Raw genomic sequence first — 18,290 nt, 5'->3', positions numbered from 1 at the left:
TATGAGCCAACTCATTGAAGGTTTTTTAGGCAAGAGTATTGATGGCAAAAAAAGCAAAATGCCAGCAAAACTTGACTATATTCAAAGTGCGACAGGCTTAATTTTAGGCTTGTTTATGTGGGCACATATGTTGTTCGTTTCTACCATTTTGGTTAGTGATGATTTTTTTGATTCAGTGGTTCACTTTTTAGAACTAAAATTTATCATTAATAGCCCTATGATGAGCTACATCACTTCTTTCTTGGCTGCCTGTGTTTTGGTTATTTTCTTTGTGCATGCGGGTCTTGCAATGAGAAAATTTCCTATTAATTTCAGACAATACCAACTTTGTAGAACACACTTAAAATATATGAATCATGGTGATTCTTCTTTATGGTGGGTTCAAGCTGCAACTGGTTTTGTAATGTTTTTCTTGGGTTCTGCGCACTTAATTTTTATCATTACTAATGCAGATAAAATCAGTGCTGATATGTCAGGTGATAGAGTAGTGAGCCATTTTATGTGGTTATTTTACATTGCCTTATTAATCTGTGTTGAGTTGCATGGTAGTATTGGTCTTTATAGATTATGTGTAAAATGGGGTTGGTTTGAAGGTAAAGATGCAAAAGAAAGTCGTAAAAAACTTAAAAAAGCAAAATGGTTTATTAGTATTTTCTTCTTAGTTTTGGGTGTATTAAGCTTAGCTGCTTTTGCAAAAATAGGCTTTAATAATTACCAAAACAACTCTGTAGCGCAAATAGTAAAAACTTATGATGGAGCTAAATATGAACATACAATATAGTGATGCTTTAGTTATCGGTGGTGGTCTTGCAGGTTTAAGAGCTGCTATTGAAGTTGCAAAAAGTGGTCAAAGTGTAACTTTATTAAGTATTTGTCCAGTTAAAAGATCTCACTCAGCTGCTGTACAAGGTGGTATGCAAGCGAGTTTAGGAAATAGCGTTAAAGGTGAGGGAGATAATGAAGATGTGCATTTTGCTGATACAGTAAAAGGATCTGACTGGGGCTGTGATCAAGAAGTTGCAAGAATGTTTGCGCAAACTGCTCCAAAAGCTGTGCGTGAGCTTGCTGCCTGGGGTGTGCCTTGGACTAGGGTTACAAAAGGACCTAGAACTGTAGTTATCAATGCTCAAAAAACAACCATTGAAGAAAAAGAAGAAGCACATGGTCTTATAAATGCAAGGGACTTTGGTGGTACTAAAAAATGGAGAACATGTTATATCGCTGATGCAACAGGACACTGTATGCTATATGGTGTGGCAAATGAAGCGATTAAACATCAAGTTAAAATCATCGATAGAATGGAAGCAGTAAGAATTATCCATGATGGTAAAAAATGTCTAGGGGCTATTGCTAGAGATTTAACTAATGGAGAATTAATCGCTTATGTTGCTAGAGGAACTATGATTGCAACAGGTGGTTATGGTAGAATTTATAAACAAACCACAAATGCTGTTATTTGTGAAGGTACAGGAGCTGCTATTGCACTTGAAACTGGACTTTGCAGACTTTCAAATATGGAAGCAGTGCAATTTCACCCAACTCCAATCGTACCAAGTGGTATCTTACTAACTGAAGGTTGTAGAGGTGATGGTGGTATCTTAAGAGATGTTGATGGTTACCGCTTTATGCCTGATTATGAGCCTGAGAAAAAAGAACTTGCAAGTAGGGACGTTGTAAGTCGTAGAATGATGGAGCACATTAGAAAAGGTAAAGGTGTAAAAAGCCCTTATGGAGATCATTTATGGCTTGATATTTCTATCCTCGGTCGTGCTCATGTTGAAAAAAATCTTCGCGATGTTCAAGATATTTGTAAAACATTTAATGGTATTGATCCTGCTGATGAGGGTCCAAAAGGCTGGGCACCAGTTTTACCTATGCAACATTACTCAATGGGTGGTATTAGAACTAAACCAACCGGAGAAAGTCAATGGTTAAATGGTCTTTTTGCGTGTGGTGAAGCAGCTTGCTGGGATATGCACGGATTTAACCGCTTGGGTGGAAATTCATGTTCAGAAACTGTTGTTGCAGGTATGATCGTAGGGGATTATTTTGCACAATATTGTAAAGAAAATGGTAATGATATTGATACAAATATCGTTAAATCTTTCCTTTCTAAAGAGTATGATTACTTAAAATCTCTTGTTAGCAAAGAAGGAAAGCATGATGTATTTGAAATCAAAAACAGAATGAAAGACATTATGTGGGAAAAAGTAGCTATCTTTAGAACAGGCCAAGGTCTTGAAGAAGCGGTTAAAGAGCTTGAAGAATTGTATCAAAAATCACTTGATTTAAAAGTACATGATAAAGAATTAAAATGTGCAAATCCAGAGCTTGAAGAAGCTTATAGAGTTCCAAGAATGCTAAAAATTGCTTTATGTGTTGCTTATGGTGCGCTTTTAAGAACAGAAAGCCGCGGGGCTCATTATAGAGAAGATTATCCAAAAAGAGATGATTTAAATTGGATGAAAAGAACAAATACTTACTGGGTAGAAGGTGAAAGTATGCCTAGAGTTGAGTATGAAGATCTTGACATTATGAAAATGGAAATCCCACCTGCATTTAGAGGTTATGGTGCTAAAGGAAATATCATTGAAAATCCATTAAGCGAAAAACGTCAAGCTGAAGTTGATGCAATCCGTGAAAAAATGGAAGCAGAAGGCAAAGGTAGATATGAAATTCAACATGCTTTAATGCCTTATGAATTACAAGCTAAATTTAAAGCACCAAATCAAAGAATAGGAGTTGATTATGAGTAGAAAATTAACAATAAGAGCATTTAAATATAATCCATTAAGTAAAATTTCTAAGCCTCATTTTGTTACTTATGAGCTTGAAGAAACTCCATTTATGACGATTTTTGTGTGCTTAACTCAAATCAGAGAAAAAATGGATGCGGATTTGAGTTTTGACTTTGTATGTAGAGCAGGGATTTGCGGAAGCTGTGCTATGATGATCAATGGTAAGCCAAAACTTGCTTGTAAAACATTGACAAAAGACTATCCAGATGGTGTTATAGAACTTATGCCTTTACCTGCATTTAGACACATTAAGGACTTAAGTGTTAATACAGGTGAGTGGTTTGATGGTATGTGCAAACGCGTTGAAAGCTGGGTGCATAATGAAAAAGAAACAGATATTTCTAAACTTGAAGAACGTATTGAACCAGAAGTTGCTGATGAGACTTTTGAGCTTGATCGTTGTATAGAGTGTGGAATTTGTGTTGCTTCTTGTGCAACTAAGTTAATGAGACCTGACTTTATCGCAGCTACTGGGCTTTTAAGAACAGCTAGATATTTACAAGATCCACATGATCACAGAACCATAGAAGATTTTTATGAATTAGTGGGTGATGATGATGGTGTGTTTGGATGTATGTCTTTACTTGCATGTGAAGATAATTGTCCAAAAGAACTACCTTTACAAAGCAAAATCGCTTATATGAGAAGACAGCTTGTCGCTCAAAGAAACAAATAATCCTAGCCCCCAAGAAAAGGGGGCTCTTAAAACCTTACTAAAACAAATTTGGCAAAATCATAGCGTTTATCTTGACACAAATACACTTTTTGATGAAAGTTTAATTGATGCTCAAAAAGCAGCAATTATTTTAAGTACTAATCTTGATAATTATGAAAGATTTAGCGCTTTAAATGAATTTAAAAGTTTGATGAAAAGTTTAAATTTACGCTTAGATCTTTATGGCATTCAGTATGCGCAAGTTTGTTTTATTAATGCTTTAAATTTAGGAATTTTAGATAAAAACGAGCTTTTAAAATCCTTGGAAAAACTTCAAAAAATCACTGATAATACTTTAATATATGCTTTTGTATCTAGGCAAAAAATTATTCAAAAAGATTACAAGCAAGAAGTTAAAAACTCACATCAAACGCTAGATCTCATTAACCAAAATTTACAAGAGCTTTGCGAAGATGAAAAAGTTCAAAAACTCTTACAAGAAGCTTTGGTTAAATTTAGCAATATTGATTTTTCTATCGCGGTAACGGGTGTGGTAAATGCAGGTAAATCAAGTATGCTAAATGCACTTTTAAAAAAAGATTTTTTAGGTGTATCTAACGTGCCTGAAACTGCAAATTTGAGCGTTTTAAAATATGGCAAAGAGCAAAAAGCTAAGATATATTTTTGGAGTGAAGAAGAATGGCAAGAAATTTTAAAAAGCTCTAAAGATAATCAAGATATGCAAGAACTTATAAAACAATTAGAGCAAAATTTTAATCTAAATGAATATCTTGAAAAAGAAAATAAAAATATAGAAATAAAAATTGAAGAATTAAAAAATTACACTAGTGCAAAAAACAAAATCTCAGCACTTATTAAAAAAATAGAACTTTTTTCATCGCTTGATTTTTTAAAAGATAATGTTTGTATAGTTGATACTCCAGGACTTGATGATGTTATTATCCAAAGAGAACTTTTAACAAAAGCGTATATAAGCAAGGCTGACTTTTTAATCCACCTTATGAATGCTTCTCAAAGTCTTAGTCAAAAAGATTGTGATTTTATTATAGAATGTTTGTTAACTTCAAGGGTAAGTAAGCTTTTAATTGTGCTTACTAAGGCTGACTTGCTTAGTCAAAAAGACTTGCAAGAAGTAATTAACTATACTAAAAATAAACTCAAAGAAAATTTAGCACAAAAGCAGCTTAGCCAAGAATTATTAGATAATGTGGATTTTGTGTGCATTTCTTCAAAACTAGCTAATGATTTTTATCAAAAAAAAGGTGGAAATTTAGAGCAAAGCAATATTTTAACACTAGAAGAACTTATAGCTAAAAGCTTATATGATAAAAACAAAATTGCTCTAAGTGCTTATAAAAAAGAATTATTATTACATTTAGAAAAAATAGAAGAAAAAATTAAATTTTCCAATAAAATGCTAACTTACGAAAGCTTTGAGCTTGATAAGCAAAATCAAACTATTATCAATGATTTTAAGGCAAAAAAAGAAAAATTAATGCAAGTAAAAGCAGAGCTAAGTGCTATTTTTAACAAAAAAGATGAAAATACTCAAGAAATTTTAACGCTTTTGCATTTACTAGCTAAGAAATTAAAAGAAAAACTTATAGATGAGCTAAAATATAATCAAAATAATAAAATTAAAAACAACACTCAAAGACTAAATACTATCATCGATACGACTTTAAAAGATGGAATTTTTGATCTTTTAAGAGAGTTAAAACAGCAAAGTGAGTATAAGATCAATGAGCTTAAAACCACACTAAGTGTGAAATATGATTTTTTAAAAGCTATTTTAGAGCAAAATTGTGATGATTTTAAAAGTAAGGTTGAAGCAAAAATAGAAAGTATTTTCACTAATGATCTTTTTATGGCATTAAAAACAGGACTTTTAAAAAATTTAGAGTTTGCTCAAGATATTTATAAACTAGAAAGCTCTTTAGAAAATCAAATTTTGAAAAAATTACAAACATTTAATATAGAAAAAATTGCCCTAGATTTAAAAAATAATCAAGAATTTTTTACTAATTTAGAGCTTAGTTTGAATTTATACGAAAAAGAACAAGAAGAGCAAATCAAAGACTTAAAAGACTTGATTTTACAAATAGAGCAAAATGAGCAAAACTCCAAAGAGCTTTTAGAAAAAAACAACGCAAAATTACAAAGTTTAAAGACTTTAAAAACGGAGCTTTTAAATGCAAAATGATTTGATTAATGATTTTTTAAAAGCTTATGAAAATGCATATTGTAAAAGCTTTGATGATAGTTTTGAAGGAAAAATTTTAGCAATTAAAAATGCATTTTTAGAGCCAAGTTTGCATTTAAATGATGTCTTTTTAAAAGATCTTGAAATGATTGTAGCTAGCTATAAAAGGGCCATTAATGTGGCCATTATAGGGCAATTTTCTAGTGGTAAATCTACGCTTTTAAATTTAATTTTACAAAAAGAATGCCTGCCAACAGGCGTGGTGCCAGTGACTTTTAAGCCTACTTTTTTACGTTATGCTAAGGAGTATTTTTTAAGAGTTGAATATGAAGATGGTAGTGATGAGATTGTAGATATAGATGAGCTTTCTAAATTTAGCGATCAAAGAAATGAGCTAAAAGAAACTAAAAGTTTGCATCTTTTTGCACCTATTGAGCTTTTAAAAGATATCACGCTTATAGATACCCCGGGTCTAAACGCAAATACCACTGATACGCTAACTACTTTTAAAGAACTTTCTTTTATGCATAGTGCTATTTGGCTTAGTTTGATTGATAATGCAGGTAAAAAAAGTGAAGAAGATGCTATAAAAGCAAATGCCAAGCTTTTAGAGCGTGGTGGGATTTGCGTGCTAAATCAAAAAGATAAGCTAAGTCAAGATGAGCTAGAAAATGTTTTAAATTATGCGCATTTGGTTTTTGATAAGTATTTTGAAAAAATCATCGCAATTTCATGCAAAGAAGCAAAATTTGATTTACAAAAGTCAAATTTACCTTTACTTTATGAGTATTTAAAAGAGCTTGATTATGAGCGCATTAAAAAAGATTTTATCAAAGAAAAACTTAGTAATTTATGTGAACTTTTGTCAAATCAATATGATTTGTTTCAAAATGCGCTAGAACAATTAGAGCTTAAATTTAATACTATTTTGCAAACTTTCAAAGTAAGTAATCTAGAGCAAAAAATCAAAATTTTAAATCATAATTGTTTGGATAAATTAAAACTTGTTGGAGAAAAAATCGCCCAAGAAATTTTAAAATTTATTAAAGAAAAAGATAGTAATTATTATAAAGAAGCTAAGGGTTTATTTAAGAAAAATCTTTATGAAAAAGTTGCTTATAAAGCACCATATCTTTCAAGCGATGATGCGTTTTTGGCTATGTTTTATAACTCTGAAGTAATGAATAAGGAATTTAAAAGATTAAAAAATGAAATCGCTTTAGAATTTAGTCAAATTAAAGATGATTTTTCCTTATTTTTTACTCATTTAGAAGAGCAAATTTTGCTTTTTAAAGCTCAATTTTCAAATTTACAAAAAGAAAATGCCTTAGAAAGTGAAAAAGAATTTGCTAGTTTTAGAAGCTTTGCTAGTGCTAGCGAGGAGCTTTTTTTAAAAGATTTTAAGCAATTATTGTTTAAAAGCCAACTTGAACTTGATTTATTTTTAGAAAAGCTTAATCTAAAAGCTTTAGCAAATTATGAAAGCGCTACTAAACTTACTTTGGGATTTTTTAGCGCTAAAATGAATGCGAGTAAAGAATTTTACGAGCTTGATAGTACCGAGTTTAGCTTATATCATCCAAAAGCAAGTGAAGTGCATCAAAGGGTATTAACTGAGCTTAATGTATATGAATTTGAAGATTTGCTTTTAAATAAGCCTGTAGTTTTAAAAATTTATAAAAATTATATGCAAAGCTTTGTTGATTTTATTGAAGCTAAAAGGCAGATTATTTTGAATTTAAAAAGTGAATTTGATGCTAAAAAATCAATGATTTCTAGCATCAAATCCCAAATTTCTAAGCTTTAAAAATTTTTTCTAAGTGTGCTTTATAATTTGTGAAATACTCTTGCACTTGAGGATTTTTGATTACATCATTGGCTATGAAAGTAGGTAAAGCACTCATTCCTAAAAACTCATGTGCTTTGTGAAAGTGTAAATATACCCCATCAACTCCGGCTCCATTAAAGAATTCATTTTCATCGTTAAAGGCTTGTATTGGAGCATTCCAAGTTAGCGAAAGCATATATTTTTTATTTTTTAAAAGCCCGCCTGTACCATAATTCTTAGTAGGTTCATTATGACTTCTACCATCGTTTTTATAAAACACTCCATGTCCTGCTGTGAAAACATCGTCAATGTATTTTTTCACTATCCAAGGCTCTCCCATCCACCAACCAGGCATTTGCCAAATCAAAACATCAGTATTTAGAATTTTTTCTACCTCATTGTTTGTATCATAGCCTTGATCTATATGTGTTTGCTGGGTTTGTAAACCAAGTTCTTGTAAAGTTTTAAGTGCAAGCTCATGCAAGCTCGTGTTTAATCTTCCTTTAGAGTGTCCAAAGTTTTTTGCACCGTTTAATAATAATACTTTTTGCATATTTTATCCTTTTATGTTTTTTAAAATTATAATTTAACTATAATTTCATTTCAATACTGAAATTTATGTAAGATACTATACTATAAGAAAGTGTAAAACAAATATGTTACTTTTTATGATTGATTTTTTAAAAATAATATAAAAATTGTATTATTTTTTTTATTTAAGACTATATTAAAAAAGCAAGGAATAGAATGAATATAAGTTGATATTGTCAACAAAAAGGAGGAAAATATGCAAGATAATGTCATCGATCGTAGAAATTTTTTTAAATTAAGTCTTTTGGGTGGTGGTGTGGTTGCTGCTAGCGCTATGAGTGGTGGAGCTATATTGCATGCTGCAGAATTAACTCATGCGCACAAGAAAACACAAGGAGGTTCAAATAAAATAAGAGGAAAAATGTTTTTTCAAGTGCAGACTGATTTTGATAATCTAAGTGCAGCATGTGAGAGAATTTATCCAAAAGATGAGCAAGGTGATGGTGCTATAGGCTTAGGCGTGCCTTATTTTATTGATAATCAATTAGCTTCAGCTTATGGTTATAATGATAGAGAATACCTACAAGGGCCATTTATAGAAGGAATTGCTGAGCAAGGTTATCAAACTCCAATGAAACGCAATGAGATTTTCTTAGAGGGTGTTAAAGCTTTGGAAATAATATCTCAAAAGCGTTATAAAAAAACTTTTTCATCTTTAAAAGGAGTTGAGCAAGATAAAATTTTAGTTGATTTAGAAAAAAATAAAATCGATTTCATAGGATTTAAATCTTCTGAATTTTTTACTCTTTTAAGGGATATGATAATAGCTGGAGTTTTATCTGATCCAATTTATGGTGGTAATGATAATAAAAATGGTTGGAGAATGATGCAATATCCTGGTGCTCAAATGAGTTATATTGACAAGATCACAAGTGATGAGTTTTTTGACATAGAGCCTATGAGCTTAGCTGACATGGAAGGATAAATTATGGCAGAAGTATTAAAAAAAGTAGATGTGGTAACAGTAGGGGCTGGTTGGACAGGTGGTATAGTTGCAGCAGAACTTACCAAGGCTGGATTGACTGTCTTGAGCTTAGAGCGTGGTATGATGCAAACTACGGAAAATTTTGCAATGATTCACGATGAGTGGAGATATGGTATTAACTATGGTTTAATGCAAGATTGCTCAAAAGATACAGTAACTTTTCGCCATAATGTTAATGGTTTAGCCTTGCCATATAGAAAAATGGGATCTTTTTTACTTGGAAGTAATGTTGGTGGTGCAGGGGTTCATTGGAATGGTTGGACCTTTAGATTTTTACCTTATGATTTTGAGATTAAAACAAAAAGTTTTGAAAGATATGGTAATAAATTAGGTGATGATTATACCTTGCAAGATTGGGGTTTAACCTATAAAGATATGGAACCTTATTATGATAAGTTTGAAAAAACCTGTGGAATTTGTGGAGAAGAAAACCCACTTGCTGAAAAAATGGGTTTGTTTAGATCAAGTCCTTATCCGCAAGAACCTTTAGAAAACACTAAAATGCTTAAACGCTTCGAAAAAGCTGCAAAAGAAATGAAATTGCACCCATTTAGATTACCTGCGGCTAATTCAAAAGGCGGTTATACTAATCCAGATGGTCAAGATCTAGCCCCATGTCAATATTGTGCTTATTGTGAGCGTTTTGGTTGTGAGTATGGTGCTAAGGCTAGTCCTATTAATACTGTTATACCTAAAGCTATGAGCACAGGAAAATATACTATAAGAACTCATAGTAATGTTATAGAAATACTAAAAAAAGATGGTAAAGCTACGGGAGTTAGGTTTGTAGACACAAGGACTATGAAAGAGTATATTCAGCCAGCAGATATTGTAGTACTTACAAGTTATATGTTTAACAATGCTAAGCTTTTAATGGTAAGTGATATAGGTGAGCAATATGATCCAAATACAGGCAAAGGAACTTTAGGTAAAAACTATTGTTATCAAATCAATATGGGAACAACAGCGTTTTTTAATGAGCAATTTAATACATATATGGGTTCAGGTGCTTTAGGTACAACTTGCGATGATTATAACGGGGATAATTTTGATCACTCAAAAGAGAAGTTTTTGCACGGAGCTATGATTTATAGTGTGCAACTTGGAAATCGCCCTATCCAATCAGCTCCGCTGCCAAAAGGAACTCCAAGTTGGGGGGCTGAATTTAAAAAAGCTTTAAATTATAATTTTACAAGAGCTATTACAGTAGGAGGACAAGGCGCATCTTTACCACATAAAAGTAACTATTTGAGTTTGGATCCAACCTATAAAGATGCTTTTGGAATGCCACTTGTAAGACTTACTTATAATTTTACAGATCAAGATCGTGCTTTGCATAAATTTATAACAGATAAAACAGCTGAGGTAGCTAAAAAAATGCAAGGAGTGAGATCGATTAAAAAAGGAGCATACTTGAAAGATTATAGTATAGTGCCTTATCAATCTACACATAATACGGGTGGAACTACTATGGGTGCTGACCCTCAAACAAGTGTTGTTAATACTTACTTGCAACATTGGGATATGGATAATCTTTTTGTTGTGGGTGCAGGAAATTTTCAGCACAATAGCGGATATAATCCTACTGATACAGTTGGAGCTTTGGCTTATCGTTGTGCAGAGGGTATTTTAAAATATCATAAAAATGATAGACAATTAGTATAGATATACGTGAAGCATTTTGCTTCACGTATTATTTTTCGCTACTATCTTTTTCTTTTTTCTTTTTCCATAGATGAAGCGCAGCTCCGCATGCACCACCAACAATAGCAGCAATGATAAGATTTGTGATGAAATCCATCGAAACCCTTTTTAATGTGTATTCATTTTGATAAAAAATGATTTTGGATTATAATATAAAAAAGCATAATACTATATTAAAGGAAAGTATATGGAAGAAAAGTGCTATTTTACAGAATGTGGGTTTAACTATACCTTATCTTTGATTTCAGGCAAATATAAGATGAGTGTTTTGTACTGTTTATTTCGTTATGAAGTAGTAAGATATAATGAGCTTAAAAGATATCTTGGCAATATTTCTTTTAAGACTTTGACACATACTTTAAGAGAGCTTGAAAATGATGATTTAATCACGCGTAAAGAATATCCACAAATCCCACCAAAAGTAGAATACCGCCTTGCTAAAAAAGGACAAAGTTTAATCCCTATTTTACAGGCAATGTGTGATTGGGGTGAGGCAAATCAAAAGGAAGAAAAATGATAGAATTATTAGATGGTATAAATTTAGAAAAATACATGGGTACATGGTTAGAAATGGCTAGAAAACCTGCATTTTTTCAAAAAACTTGCAAAAGTGCTAAGGCAGAATATGAGCTAGAGTATGAAGGCTCTACGCCTATAATTAAAGTTAAAAATATATGCACAAAAGAAAATGGAGAAATCTCTCAAGCAAATGGTAAAGCTAGGGTAAAATCTCCAAGGGCTTTGGCGGTTAAATTTAGTATATTTATGAATATTTTTAACAAGCCAAATTATGAGATTATTTACATTGATACAAATTATCAAGTTTCTATCGTAGGTAGTCCTGATAAAAAATATCTTTGGATTTTATCAAGAGAGATTTTAGCAAAAGAGCAAATAAACTCTTTGCTTGAAATAGCCAAGCAAAGAGGTTTTGATACTAGCGATGTGATTTTTGATGAGTATTAATTTTCTGCGCTCATATCGATTACATAGCGGAATTTGGCTTTTCCTGAAGTGAGATTTTCATAAGCTTTGTCAATCTCACTTGGTTTGATGAGTTCAATTTCAGGATAAATTCCATGTTCTAAAGAAAAATCAAGCATTTCTTGAGTTTCTTTAATGCCTCCAATAAGTGAGCCATATACTTTTTTACCTGCTTTAAATACAAAATGAATAATGTTAATGCTAGGACTTACTTCATGTGGAGGTAATCCTACTATAGCCATCTCGCCACCAAATTTTAACAAATCCATATAAGCTAGCGGTTCATAAGGGGTTGGTATAGTAGAGATGATGAGGTCAAATCTTTCTTTTACCACACTTTTGTCTGTACTAGTATAAAAATTACTCACACCCATAGCTAGAGCTTCTGCTTTTTTGTTCTCATTTCTTGCAAAAACACTTACTTTTGCACCCATTTTTACAGCATATTTAACTGCCATCATACCAAGTCCACCAAATCCTGCTATGGCTACGCTTGAGCCTTCTTTGATATTTGAAAATTTAAGCGGTGAGTAGGTAGTAATACCCGCACAAAGTAAAGGCGCTACTTTGTCAAGTGGTGCATTTTTTGGTACATTGATAGCAAATTTTTCACTTACTACGATGTTATTTGAGTAACCTCCATAGGTGTTTTCATTATCATGAAATACATCTTTGCAGTTATAAGTGTAGATGGTTTTACCATTTTCGCAAAATTGCTCTTGAGATTTTTTGCATGCTTCGCACTCTCCGCATGAATTTACCATGCACCCAACCCCAGCATAATCACCTACTTTAAATTTACTCACATTTTCACCCACTGCGATAACTTCTCCTGCTATTTCATGGCCAGGTACGCAAGGGTAGGTTGCCTCACCCCATTCGCTTCTTGCAGTGTGTATGTCGCTATGGCAAATTCCTGCGTATTTGATAGCGATTAAGATGTCGTTTTTGCCTACTTTATGGCGTGTAAATTCAAAAGGTGTGAATTTAGAATCTTTGCTAAGCATGGCATAACCTTTACTTTTAACACGACCATTTTCTAAAAAGATTTTTGAGTCCATTTTCTCTCCTTTGTGGTTTTTGAAATTATATTAAAGCTAGGTTTTTATTGCAATAGGGAAAATAAAGTAAGATACTATACTTAAGGTGTGTTTGTGGGTTTTGGTTTGATTTTTATGGTATAATTATTTAAATTTTTTATCCATAAGGAAGCCATGGAACTTAAGCATTTTTCAGAAGATGATACCAGAGTTAAACTCATAGATGTAAAACTTCACACTAGCTCTTGGAGTGAAGAAAATATCATAAGAAATTATTATTTTACTGATGGGCGTAAGCTTATAGGAAATAAAAGAGGCGAAAGAAAATTTGCAGATTATTTGTTGAAATTTCAAAACAATAATCTTGCTATCATAGAAGCTAAAAAACAGAGCAAAGATCCTTTAGATGGCTTATCTCAAGGCATAGAATATGCCAAAATTTTAAACGTAGCATTTGTATATAGCACTAATGGTGATAAAATTTACGAATACAACTTAAAAACTTCAAGCGGTGGGTACATAGAAAAATTTCCAACTCCAAGTGAGCTTTTTGCTAGGATTTATGGAAATTTAAAAGAATGGCAACACAAGCTTTTATCGCAGCGAGAATTATACATACCCCAAAAAGAATTAAGATATTATCAAAAGATCGCAGTTGATAAAGTCATAGAAGCTTTGATCAATGGTAAAAATAGAATTTTACTCACTCTTGCTACAGGTACAGGTAAAACCACCATAGCTTTTGCTTTGTGTTATCGTTTGCTTGAAGCTAGGTGGAATAAAACAAATCAAGACAAAAAACCTAAGATATTATTTTTATGTGATAGAGTGAGTTTAAGAGATCAAGCTTTAGGAGAGTTTAATCCCATAGAGGGTGATTGTGTGGCAGTGAGTGCGCAAGAGTTGAGAAAAAATAATGGCAGAGTGCCTACAAGTGCAAATGTGTTTTTTGGAATTTATCAAAGTCTAGCTTCAAATTCAAAAGAACAAGAAAATGCTAATGAAGAACAAGAAAGCAAATTCTACTTACAATACCCCAAAGATTTTTTTGATCTTATCATCATCGATGAATGCCACAGAGGTGGAGCGAATGAAGAAGGTAGCTGGGCAGGGGTGCTAGAGTACTTTTCATCGGCTACGCATTTAGGGCTTACTGCTACACCTAAAAAAAGCGATAATGTAGATACTTATAGGTATTTTGGTGGGAGTGTATATGAGTATAGTCTTAAAAACGGCATAGAAGATGGCTTTTTAACCCCTTATAAAGTTAAGCGTGTTACGACTACGCTTAGTGAAGGCTATGTGTATAACCCTGATGATATCATAGAAGGTGAGTTAGAAAAAGGCTTTTATAAGATCAATGAATTTGAAAGAAATATTCACTTACCTCAATACAACGATTTTCTAGCTAAAGAAATTTTAAAGCTCATCAACCCTATGGACAAAACCATCATCTTTTGTGCTAACCAAGCCCATGCAAGTGAAGTAAAAAGAGCCATTGATAAATTTAAAAGTGTAAAAAGAGATGACTACTGCGTGAGGGTTACAAGTGATGAGGGTAAAATAGGGCTTGAGTACTTAAAGCAGTTTCAAGATAATGACAAAAGCTACCCTGTGATACTCACTAGTTCTAAAATGCTAACCACAGGAGTAGATGCTAGAAATGTCCGCAACATAGTGCTTTTGGCAAATATAGGTTCTATTATAGAATTTAAGCAAATCATCGGAAGAGGCACTAGGGTGTATGAGGGAAAAGACTTTTTTACTATACTAGATTTTACCGGAGTAACAAGACTTTTTTATGATCCTAAATGGGATGGCGAGCAGATCAAAGATGAGGAAAAAACCGAGGTAAAAACTATACAAAACAAAAGAGAGCAAAGCAAGCCTAAAGAAACAACCAAGCAAAAAGAAGTCACCGTGCATTTAAAAGGCACCAAACTAAAAGTGCTTGATATAACGACAAGCTATATAGGAGATAGCGACAAGCCACTTAGCACAAAAGAATTTTTGGAATTTTTAGTAGGAAAGCTAGCAGAATTTTATGATGATGAGATAAGGTTACGCGAGATTTGGAGCAACCAAGCAAGCAGGAAAGAATTTTTACAAAAACTTGAAAAAGACCGCATAAGCGAGCAGGTTTTGGAAGAATTGACAGTGATTTTTGAGCAAAAAGACTGCGATGTGTATGATGTGCTAGCACACTTAAGCTTTAACAGCGAGATAAAAACACGCCATGAACGCGTGCTAAATGTAAAAAATAGTGCATTTTTAAAACGCTTCCAAAAAGAAAAAGCCTTAAAGCTTGTCGAGTTTTTACTAGATAGGTATCAAGAGTATGGCATAAAAGACTTTGATAGTGGGTTAAAAACACTTATAGATCTTAGCTCTTTAGGTGGTGTAAAAGAGTTAGTGAGTGAATTTGAAGGTATGGAGAATTTAAAACAATGCATTGATGATTTACAAAGGGAGATTTATGCGAGGTGAAAATAATATGGAACTAGAAATAAATAAATATAAAGGTATTGATAAGCAAAGTATAATTTTAAAAGATAATAAAAGTATTTTGTTGGTTGGTGAGAATGGATGCGGTAAATCAAGAATTCTGGAGTCTATTTTTGAAAAATATATACAAGATGACAATTTTAATGTGATTTGTTTTTCTTCAGGGCAAAATGAAAAATTTACTAAAATTTTTAAAAAACATAAAAAAGAAAGCATGAAAAATGATTATGAAAATGATTATGCGGTAGTTCATTCTTTTTATTTTGATAAAAATTGGATAATTTTATTAGTATTTTTTTCCATCTCTACAAAGCAAGACTCTTTGGTAAAAAGCTTTTTAATGGAAAAAAATATAAATATTGACAATATAAATTTATCTTTTAAATTCAGAATTCTATCTGATTATATTCGAAGACTTGAAATTGAATTGATGCAAGAAGCAAAAGGCGTTGTAAAAAGAATTATAAGAGATACTATAGATTATAAAATACTAGAGAAGATAGCTGAAAAAAAATTTGATCAACATTACTATGAAGATTTCAATAGTGAACCTTATCCTATAATAAAGCGAGGTATAAATTTTTCCATAAATCAAGCTAATGAAATTTTTGGCAAAGATAGCTCTGAAATTTTTACTTTTTTAAGTAATGCAACTCAAAATGATAGAAATATTGATATAAACACAGTAACACTTACTTTGGATAACGACCTTAAATTTGATGATTTAAGTGATGGCGAGTATCAGCTTTTAGCTATTTATGCTATTTTAGATATTTTCGATAAAGAAAATACTCTTTTTTTGTTTGATGAGGTTGATTCGCATATACATTATAAAAATATTGAAAAATTATGGAGTCGATTGGAAGACATTAAAGGTTATTGTATATCTACATCGCATATTACAGAAAGTATTGTGAGAAAAAATATAGAAGATATTTATTTGGTTGACAATGGAAAATTACAAAGTAAAGATATTTTTAATGAATTATGCAAAAGGCTAGATAATTTCACATCAAATAAAATGTATCAATATCAAATAGCATCAAAATGTGAAAATATTGTTTTGATAGATGATTTGAATGATTGGGAGATTTTTAAAATGTTATGTGAAATTAAAATTGATAATGAAGAAGATTTGAAAATATTAAATCAAATACAACCTTTTAAGTGTCCTTCTGGATATAGTAGAAATACTGATACTATTGGAAATAAAAAACTTGAATGGTGTAAGGATTATATTAAAATATTAGAAAATAAACATTTTAATAGTAAAAATATTTTTATAATATGTGATAAGGATAATTATATATTAAGTTCAATAGATAACGAATTAAAACCATCTGGCTTAAAATCACTCCTAAAAAGTCTTAATGATTATGCAAATTGTTTTTATTTGAGAGTCTGGAAAAGAAGAGAAATAGAAAATTATTTACTCTCATATACTATGCTAGAAAAATACAATGTTTTAAATTTGATAAATAATGATAATCTAGCTAAAAACGATCATATAAAAAAAGATGATAACTTGGATAATATTAATTCTTTAAAAGAATTAGATTGCAAGAATATTATTCAAGGATTGTATAGTGATGATAATGGAGATGATATAAACAAAATGAGACAGGTTATTTTTAGCATTCCAAAAGAAGAAATTTCAGAAGATATAGTAACGATGTTTAATTTTTTGAAAAGCAAGGTAAAAAAATAATGATAAAATTGCCACAGGGTTGGGAATGGAAAAGCTTAGGGGAAATTTGTGAAGTGATTATGGGGCAATCTCCAAGTGGAAATTGTATTTTTAATAAAGATAAAAATAAAGATTTAATTGAATTTCATCAAGGAAAAATAGCTTTTTCTGATAAATATATAAAGAAATCTGATTTTGTTACTTCGGACATTAGAAAAATTGCAAAAAAGAATTCAGTTGTATTATGCGTTAGGGCGCCTGTCGGTGAAGTGAATATTGCTTCTGAAGATATAGCAATAGGACGTGGATTGTGTTCTTTAAATGGCGTTAAGATAAATAATGAATTTTTGTTTTTTTATTTGCTAACTTTAAAAAAATATTTTAACGATAATTCGACAGGTTCTACTTTTAAAGCTATTAATGTTAAAACAATTAAAGAAACTAAAATTCCCTTACCACCTTTACAAGAGCAAGAAAGGATAGTGGGGATTTTAGATGAGAGTTTTGCAAAGATAGATGAGAGTATAAAAATTTTAGAGCAAGATTTGCTAAATTTAGATGAGTTAATGCAAGGTGCCTTGCAAAAAGCTTTTAACCCTTTAAAAGATAATGCTAAGGAAAACTACAAACTCCCACAAGGTTGGGAATGGAAAAGCTTAGGGGAAATTTGTGAAGTGATTATGGGGCAATCTCCAAGTGGAAATTGTATTTTTAATAAAGATAAAAATAAAGATTTAATTGAATTTCATCAAGGAAAAATAGCTTTTTCTGATAAATATATAAAGAAATCTGATTTTGTTACTTCGGACATTAGAAAAATTGCAAAAAAGAATTCAGTTGTATTATGCGTTAGGGCGCCTGTCGGTGAAGTGAATATTGCTTCTGAAGATATAGCAATAGGACGTGGATTGTGTTCTTTAAATGGCGTTAAGATAAATAATGAATTTTTGTTTTTTTATTTGCTAACTTTAAAAAAATATTTTAACGATAATTCGACAGGTTCTACTTTTAAAGCTATTAATGTTAAAACAATTAAAGAAACTAAAATTCCTTTACCACCTTTACAAGAGCAAGAGCAAATCGCTTCGCATTTAGATGAGCTTTCTTCTCATGTAAAAAATTTAAAGCAAAACTATCAAATGCAGATAAAAAATCTACAAGAGCTTAAAAAGTCCTTGCTAGATAAAGCTTTTCAAGGAAGATTATAAATGTTAAAATTTTTATCAAATTTTAACATAAGGACAAGATATGTTAAAAATTTTTGATTTTTTTAACATATTTTTTTATAA

14 protein-coding genes are annotated in these 18,290 nt (G+C 31.4%); 12 read left to right on the top strand and 2 right to left on the bottom strand.

Translation table 11 applies throughout. From position 1 onward, the window contains the following. Window position 1: 1 nt before the first annotated feature. From L8V79_RS03755 to L8V79_RS03735, 5 genes are read left to right on the top strand one after another with little or no spacing between them, the layout of a single operon-like run. Entirely contained in the window at window positions 2–781 is a 780-nt protein-coding gene (locus L8V79_RS03755; protein ID WP_012661076.1) for a fumarate reductase cytochrome b subunit, read from the top strand. Continuing rightward, window positions 765–2,756 (top strand): fumarate reductase flavoprotein subunit, encoded by a 1,992-nt coding sequence (locus tag L8V79_RS03750; RefSeq protein WP_066007209.1) that lies wholly within the window; start codon window positions 765–767, stop codon window positions 2,754–2,756. Before L8V79_RS03755 ends, L8V79_RS03750 begins: the two co-directional genes overlap by 17 nt. Then, window positions 2,749–3,474, top strand: coding sequence for a fumarate reductase iron-sulfur subunit (locus tag L8V79_RS03745; RefSeq protein WP_012661078.1), 726 nt, complete (start codon window positions 2,749–2,751; stop codon window positions 3,472–3,474). The genes L8V79_RS03750 and L8V79_RS03745 overlap by 8 nt, the downstream gene beginning before the upstream one ends. Further along, window positions 3,452–5,677 (top strand): dynamin family protein, encoded by a 2,226-nt coding sequence (locus tag L8V79_RS03740; protein WP_263702536.1) that lies wholly within the window; start codon window positions 3,452–3,454, stop codon window positions 5,675–5,677. Before L8V79_RS03745 ends, L8V79_RS03740 begins: the two co-directional genes overlap by 23 nt. Further along, window positions 5,667–7,484, top strand: coding sequence for a dynamin family protein (locus tag L8V79_RS03735; protein ID WP_263702535.1), 1,818 nt, complete (start codon window positions 5,667–5,669; stop codon window positions 7,482–7,484). The genes L8V79_RS03740 and L8V79_RS03735 overlap by 11 nt, the downstream gene beginning before the upstream one ends. On the opposite strand, the gene L8V79_RS03730 is transcribed toward L8V79_RS03735, so the two are convergent. Further along, window positions 7,474–8,058 carry an NAD(P)H-dependent oxidoreductase gene (locus L8V79_RS03730; RefSeq protein ID WP_263702534.1) on the bottom strand — a complete coding sequence of 195 codons (585 nt, stop codon included), beginning with the start codon at window positions 8,056–8,058 and terminating at the stop codon, window positions 7,474–7,476. The two genes, L8V79_RS03735 and L8V79_RS03730, sit on opposite strands and share 11 nt — an antisense overlap. 234 nt (window positions 8,059–8,292) lie before the next feature. On the opposite strand from L8V79_RS03730, the gene L8V79_RS03725 reads away from it, so the two are divergent. The 4 genes from L8V79_RS03725 (at window position 8,293) to L8V79_RS03710 (ending at window position 11,751) form a co-directional block, all read left to right on the top strand. Further along, window positions 8,293–9,021, top strand: coding sequence for a gluconate 2-dehydrogenase subunit 3 family protein (locus L8V79_RS03725; protein ID WP_263702533.1), 729 nt, complete (start codon window positions 8,293–8,295; stop codon window positions 9,019–9,021). 3 nt (window positions 9,022–9,024) lie between these two features. Next, window positions 9,025–10,746, top strand: a complete 1,722-nt coding sequence (locus tag L8V79_RS03720) for a GMC family oxidoreductase (protein WP_263702532.1) — start codon at window positions 9,025–9,027, stop codon at window positions 10,744–10,746. A 226-nt stretch (window positions 10,747–10,972) separates the two neighbouring features. After that, window positions 10,973–11,302, top strand: a complete 330-nt coding sequence (rrpA, locus tag L8V79_RS03715) for a MarR family transcription factor RrpA (RefSeq protein WP_263702530.1) — start codon at window positions 10,973–10,975, stop codon at window positions 11,300–11,302. Further along, window positions 11,299–11,751 carry a lipocalin family protein gene (locus L8V79_RS03710; protein ID WP_214116454.1) on the top strand — a complete coding sequence of 151 codons (453 nt, stop codon included), beginning with the start codon at window positions 11,299–11,301 and terminating at the stop codon, window positions 11,749–11,751. The genes rrpA and L8V79_RS03710 overlap by 4 nt, the downstream gene beginning before the upstream one ends. Here L8V79_RS03710 and L8V79_RS03705 read toward each other — a convergent pair. Beyond that, window positions 11,748–12,830: an NAD(P)-dependent alcohol dehydrogenase gene (locus L8V79_RS03705; RefSeq protein WP_039617588.1), complete on the bottom strand. Its 1,083-nt coding sequence runs from the start codon at window positions 12,828–12,830 to the stop codon at window positions 11,748–11,750. The two genes, L8V79_RS03710 and L8V79_RS03705, sit on opposite strands and share 4 nt — an antisense overlap. 153 nt (window positions 12,831–12,983) lie before the next feature. On the opposite strand from L8V79_RS03705, the gene hsdR reads away from it, so the two are divergent. Genes hsdR through L8V79_RS03690 form a run of 3 tightly spaced genes read left to right on the top strand, consistent with a single transcriptional unit; the run spans window position 12,984 to window position 18,209 of the window. After that, window positions 12,984–15,296: an EcoAI/FtnUII family type I restriction enzme subunit R gene (hsdR, locus tag L8V79_RS03700; protein WP_263692619.1), complete on the top strand. Its 2,313-nt coding sequence runs from the start codon at window positions 12,984–12,986 to the stop codon at window positions 15,294–15,296. Further along, window positions 15,286–17,022 (top strand): ATP-binding protein, encoded by a 1,737-nt coding sequence (locus tag L8V79_RS03695; protein ID WP_263692620.1) that lies wholly within the window; start codon window positions 15,286–15,288, stop codon window positions 17,020–17,022. The genes hsdR and L8V79_RS03695 overlap by 11 nt, the downstream gene beginning before the upstream one ends. After that, window positions 17,022–18,209 (top strand): restriction endonuclease subunit S, encoded by a 1,188-nt coding sequence (locus L8V79_RS03690; protein ID WP_263692622.1) that lies wholly within the window; start codon window positions 17,022–17,024, stop codon window positions 18,207–18,209. The genes L8V79_RS03695 and L8V79_RS03690 overlap by 1 nt, the downstream gene beginning before the upstream one ends. Window positions 18,210–18,290: the final 81 nt, after the last annotated feature.

Source organism: Campylobacter sp. IFREMER_LSEM_CL2194 (assembly GCF_025771685.1).
In the GTDB taxonomy this organism is placed as follows: domain Bacteria; phylum Campylobacterota; class Campylobacteria; order Campylobacterales; family Campylobacteraceae; genus Campylobacter_D.
The sequence above is the reverse complement of the archived record's forward strand: the minus strand, read 5'-3'. Positions and strand labels throughout refer to the sequence as shown.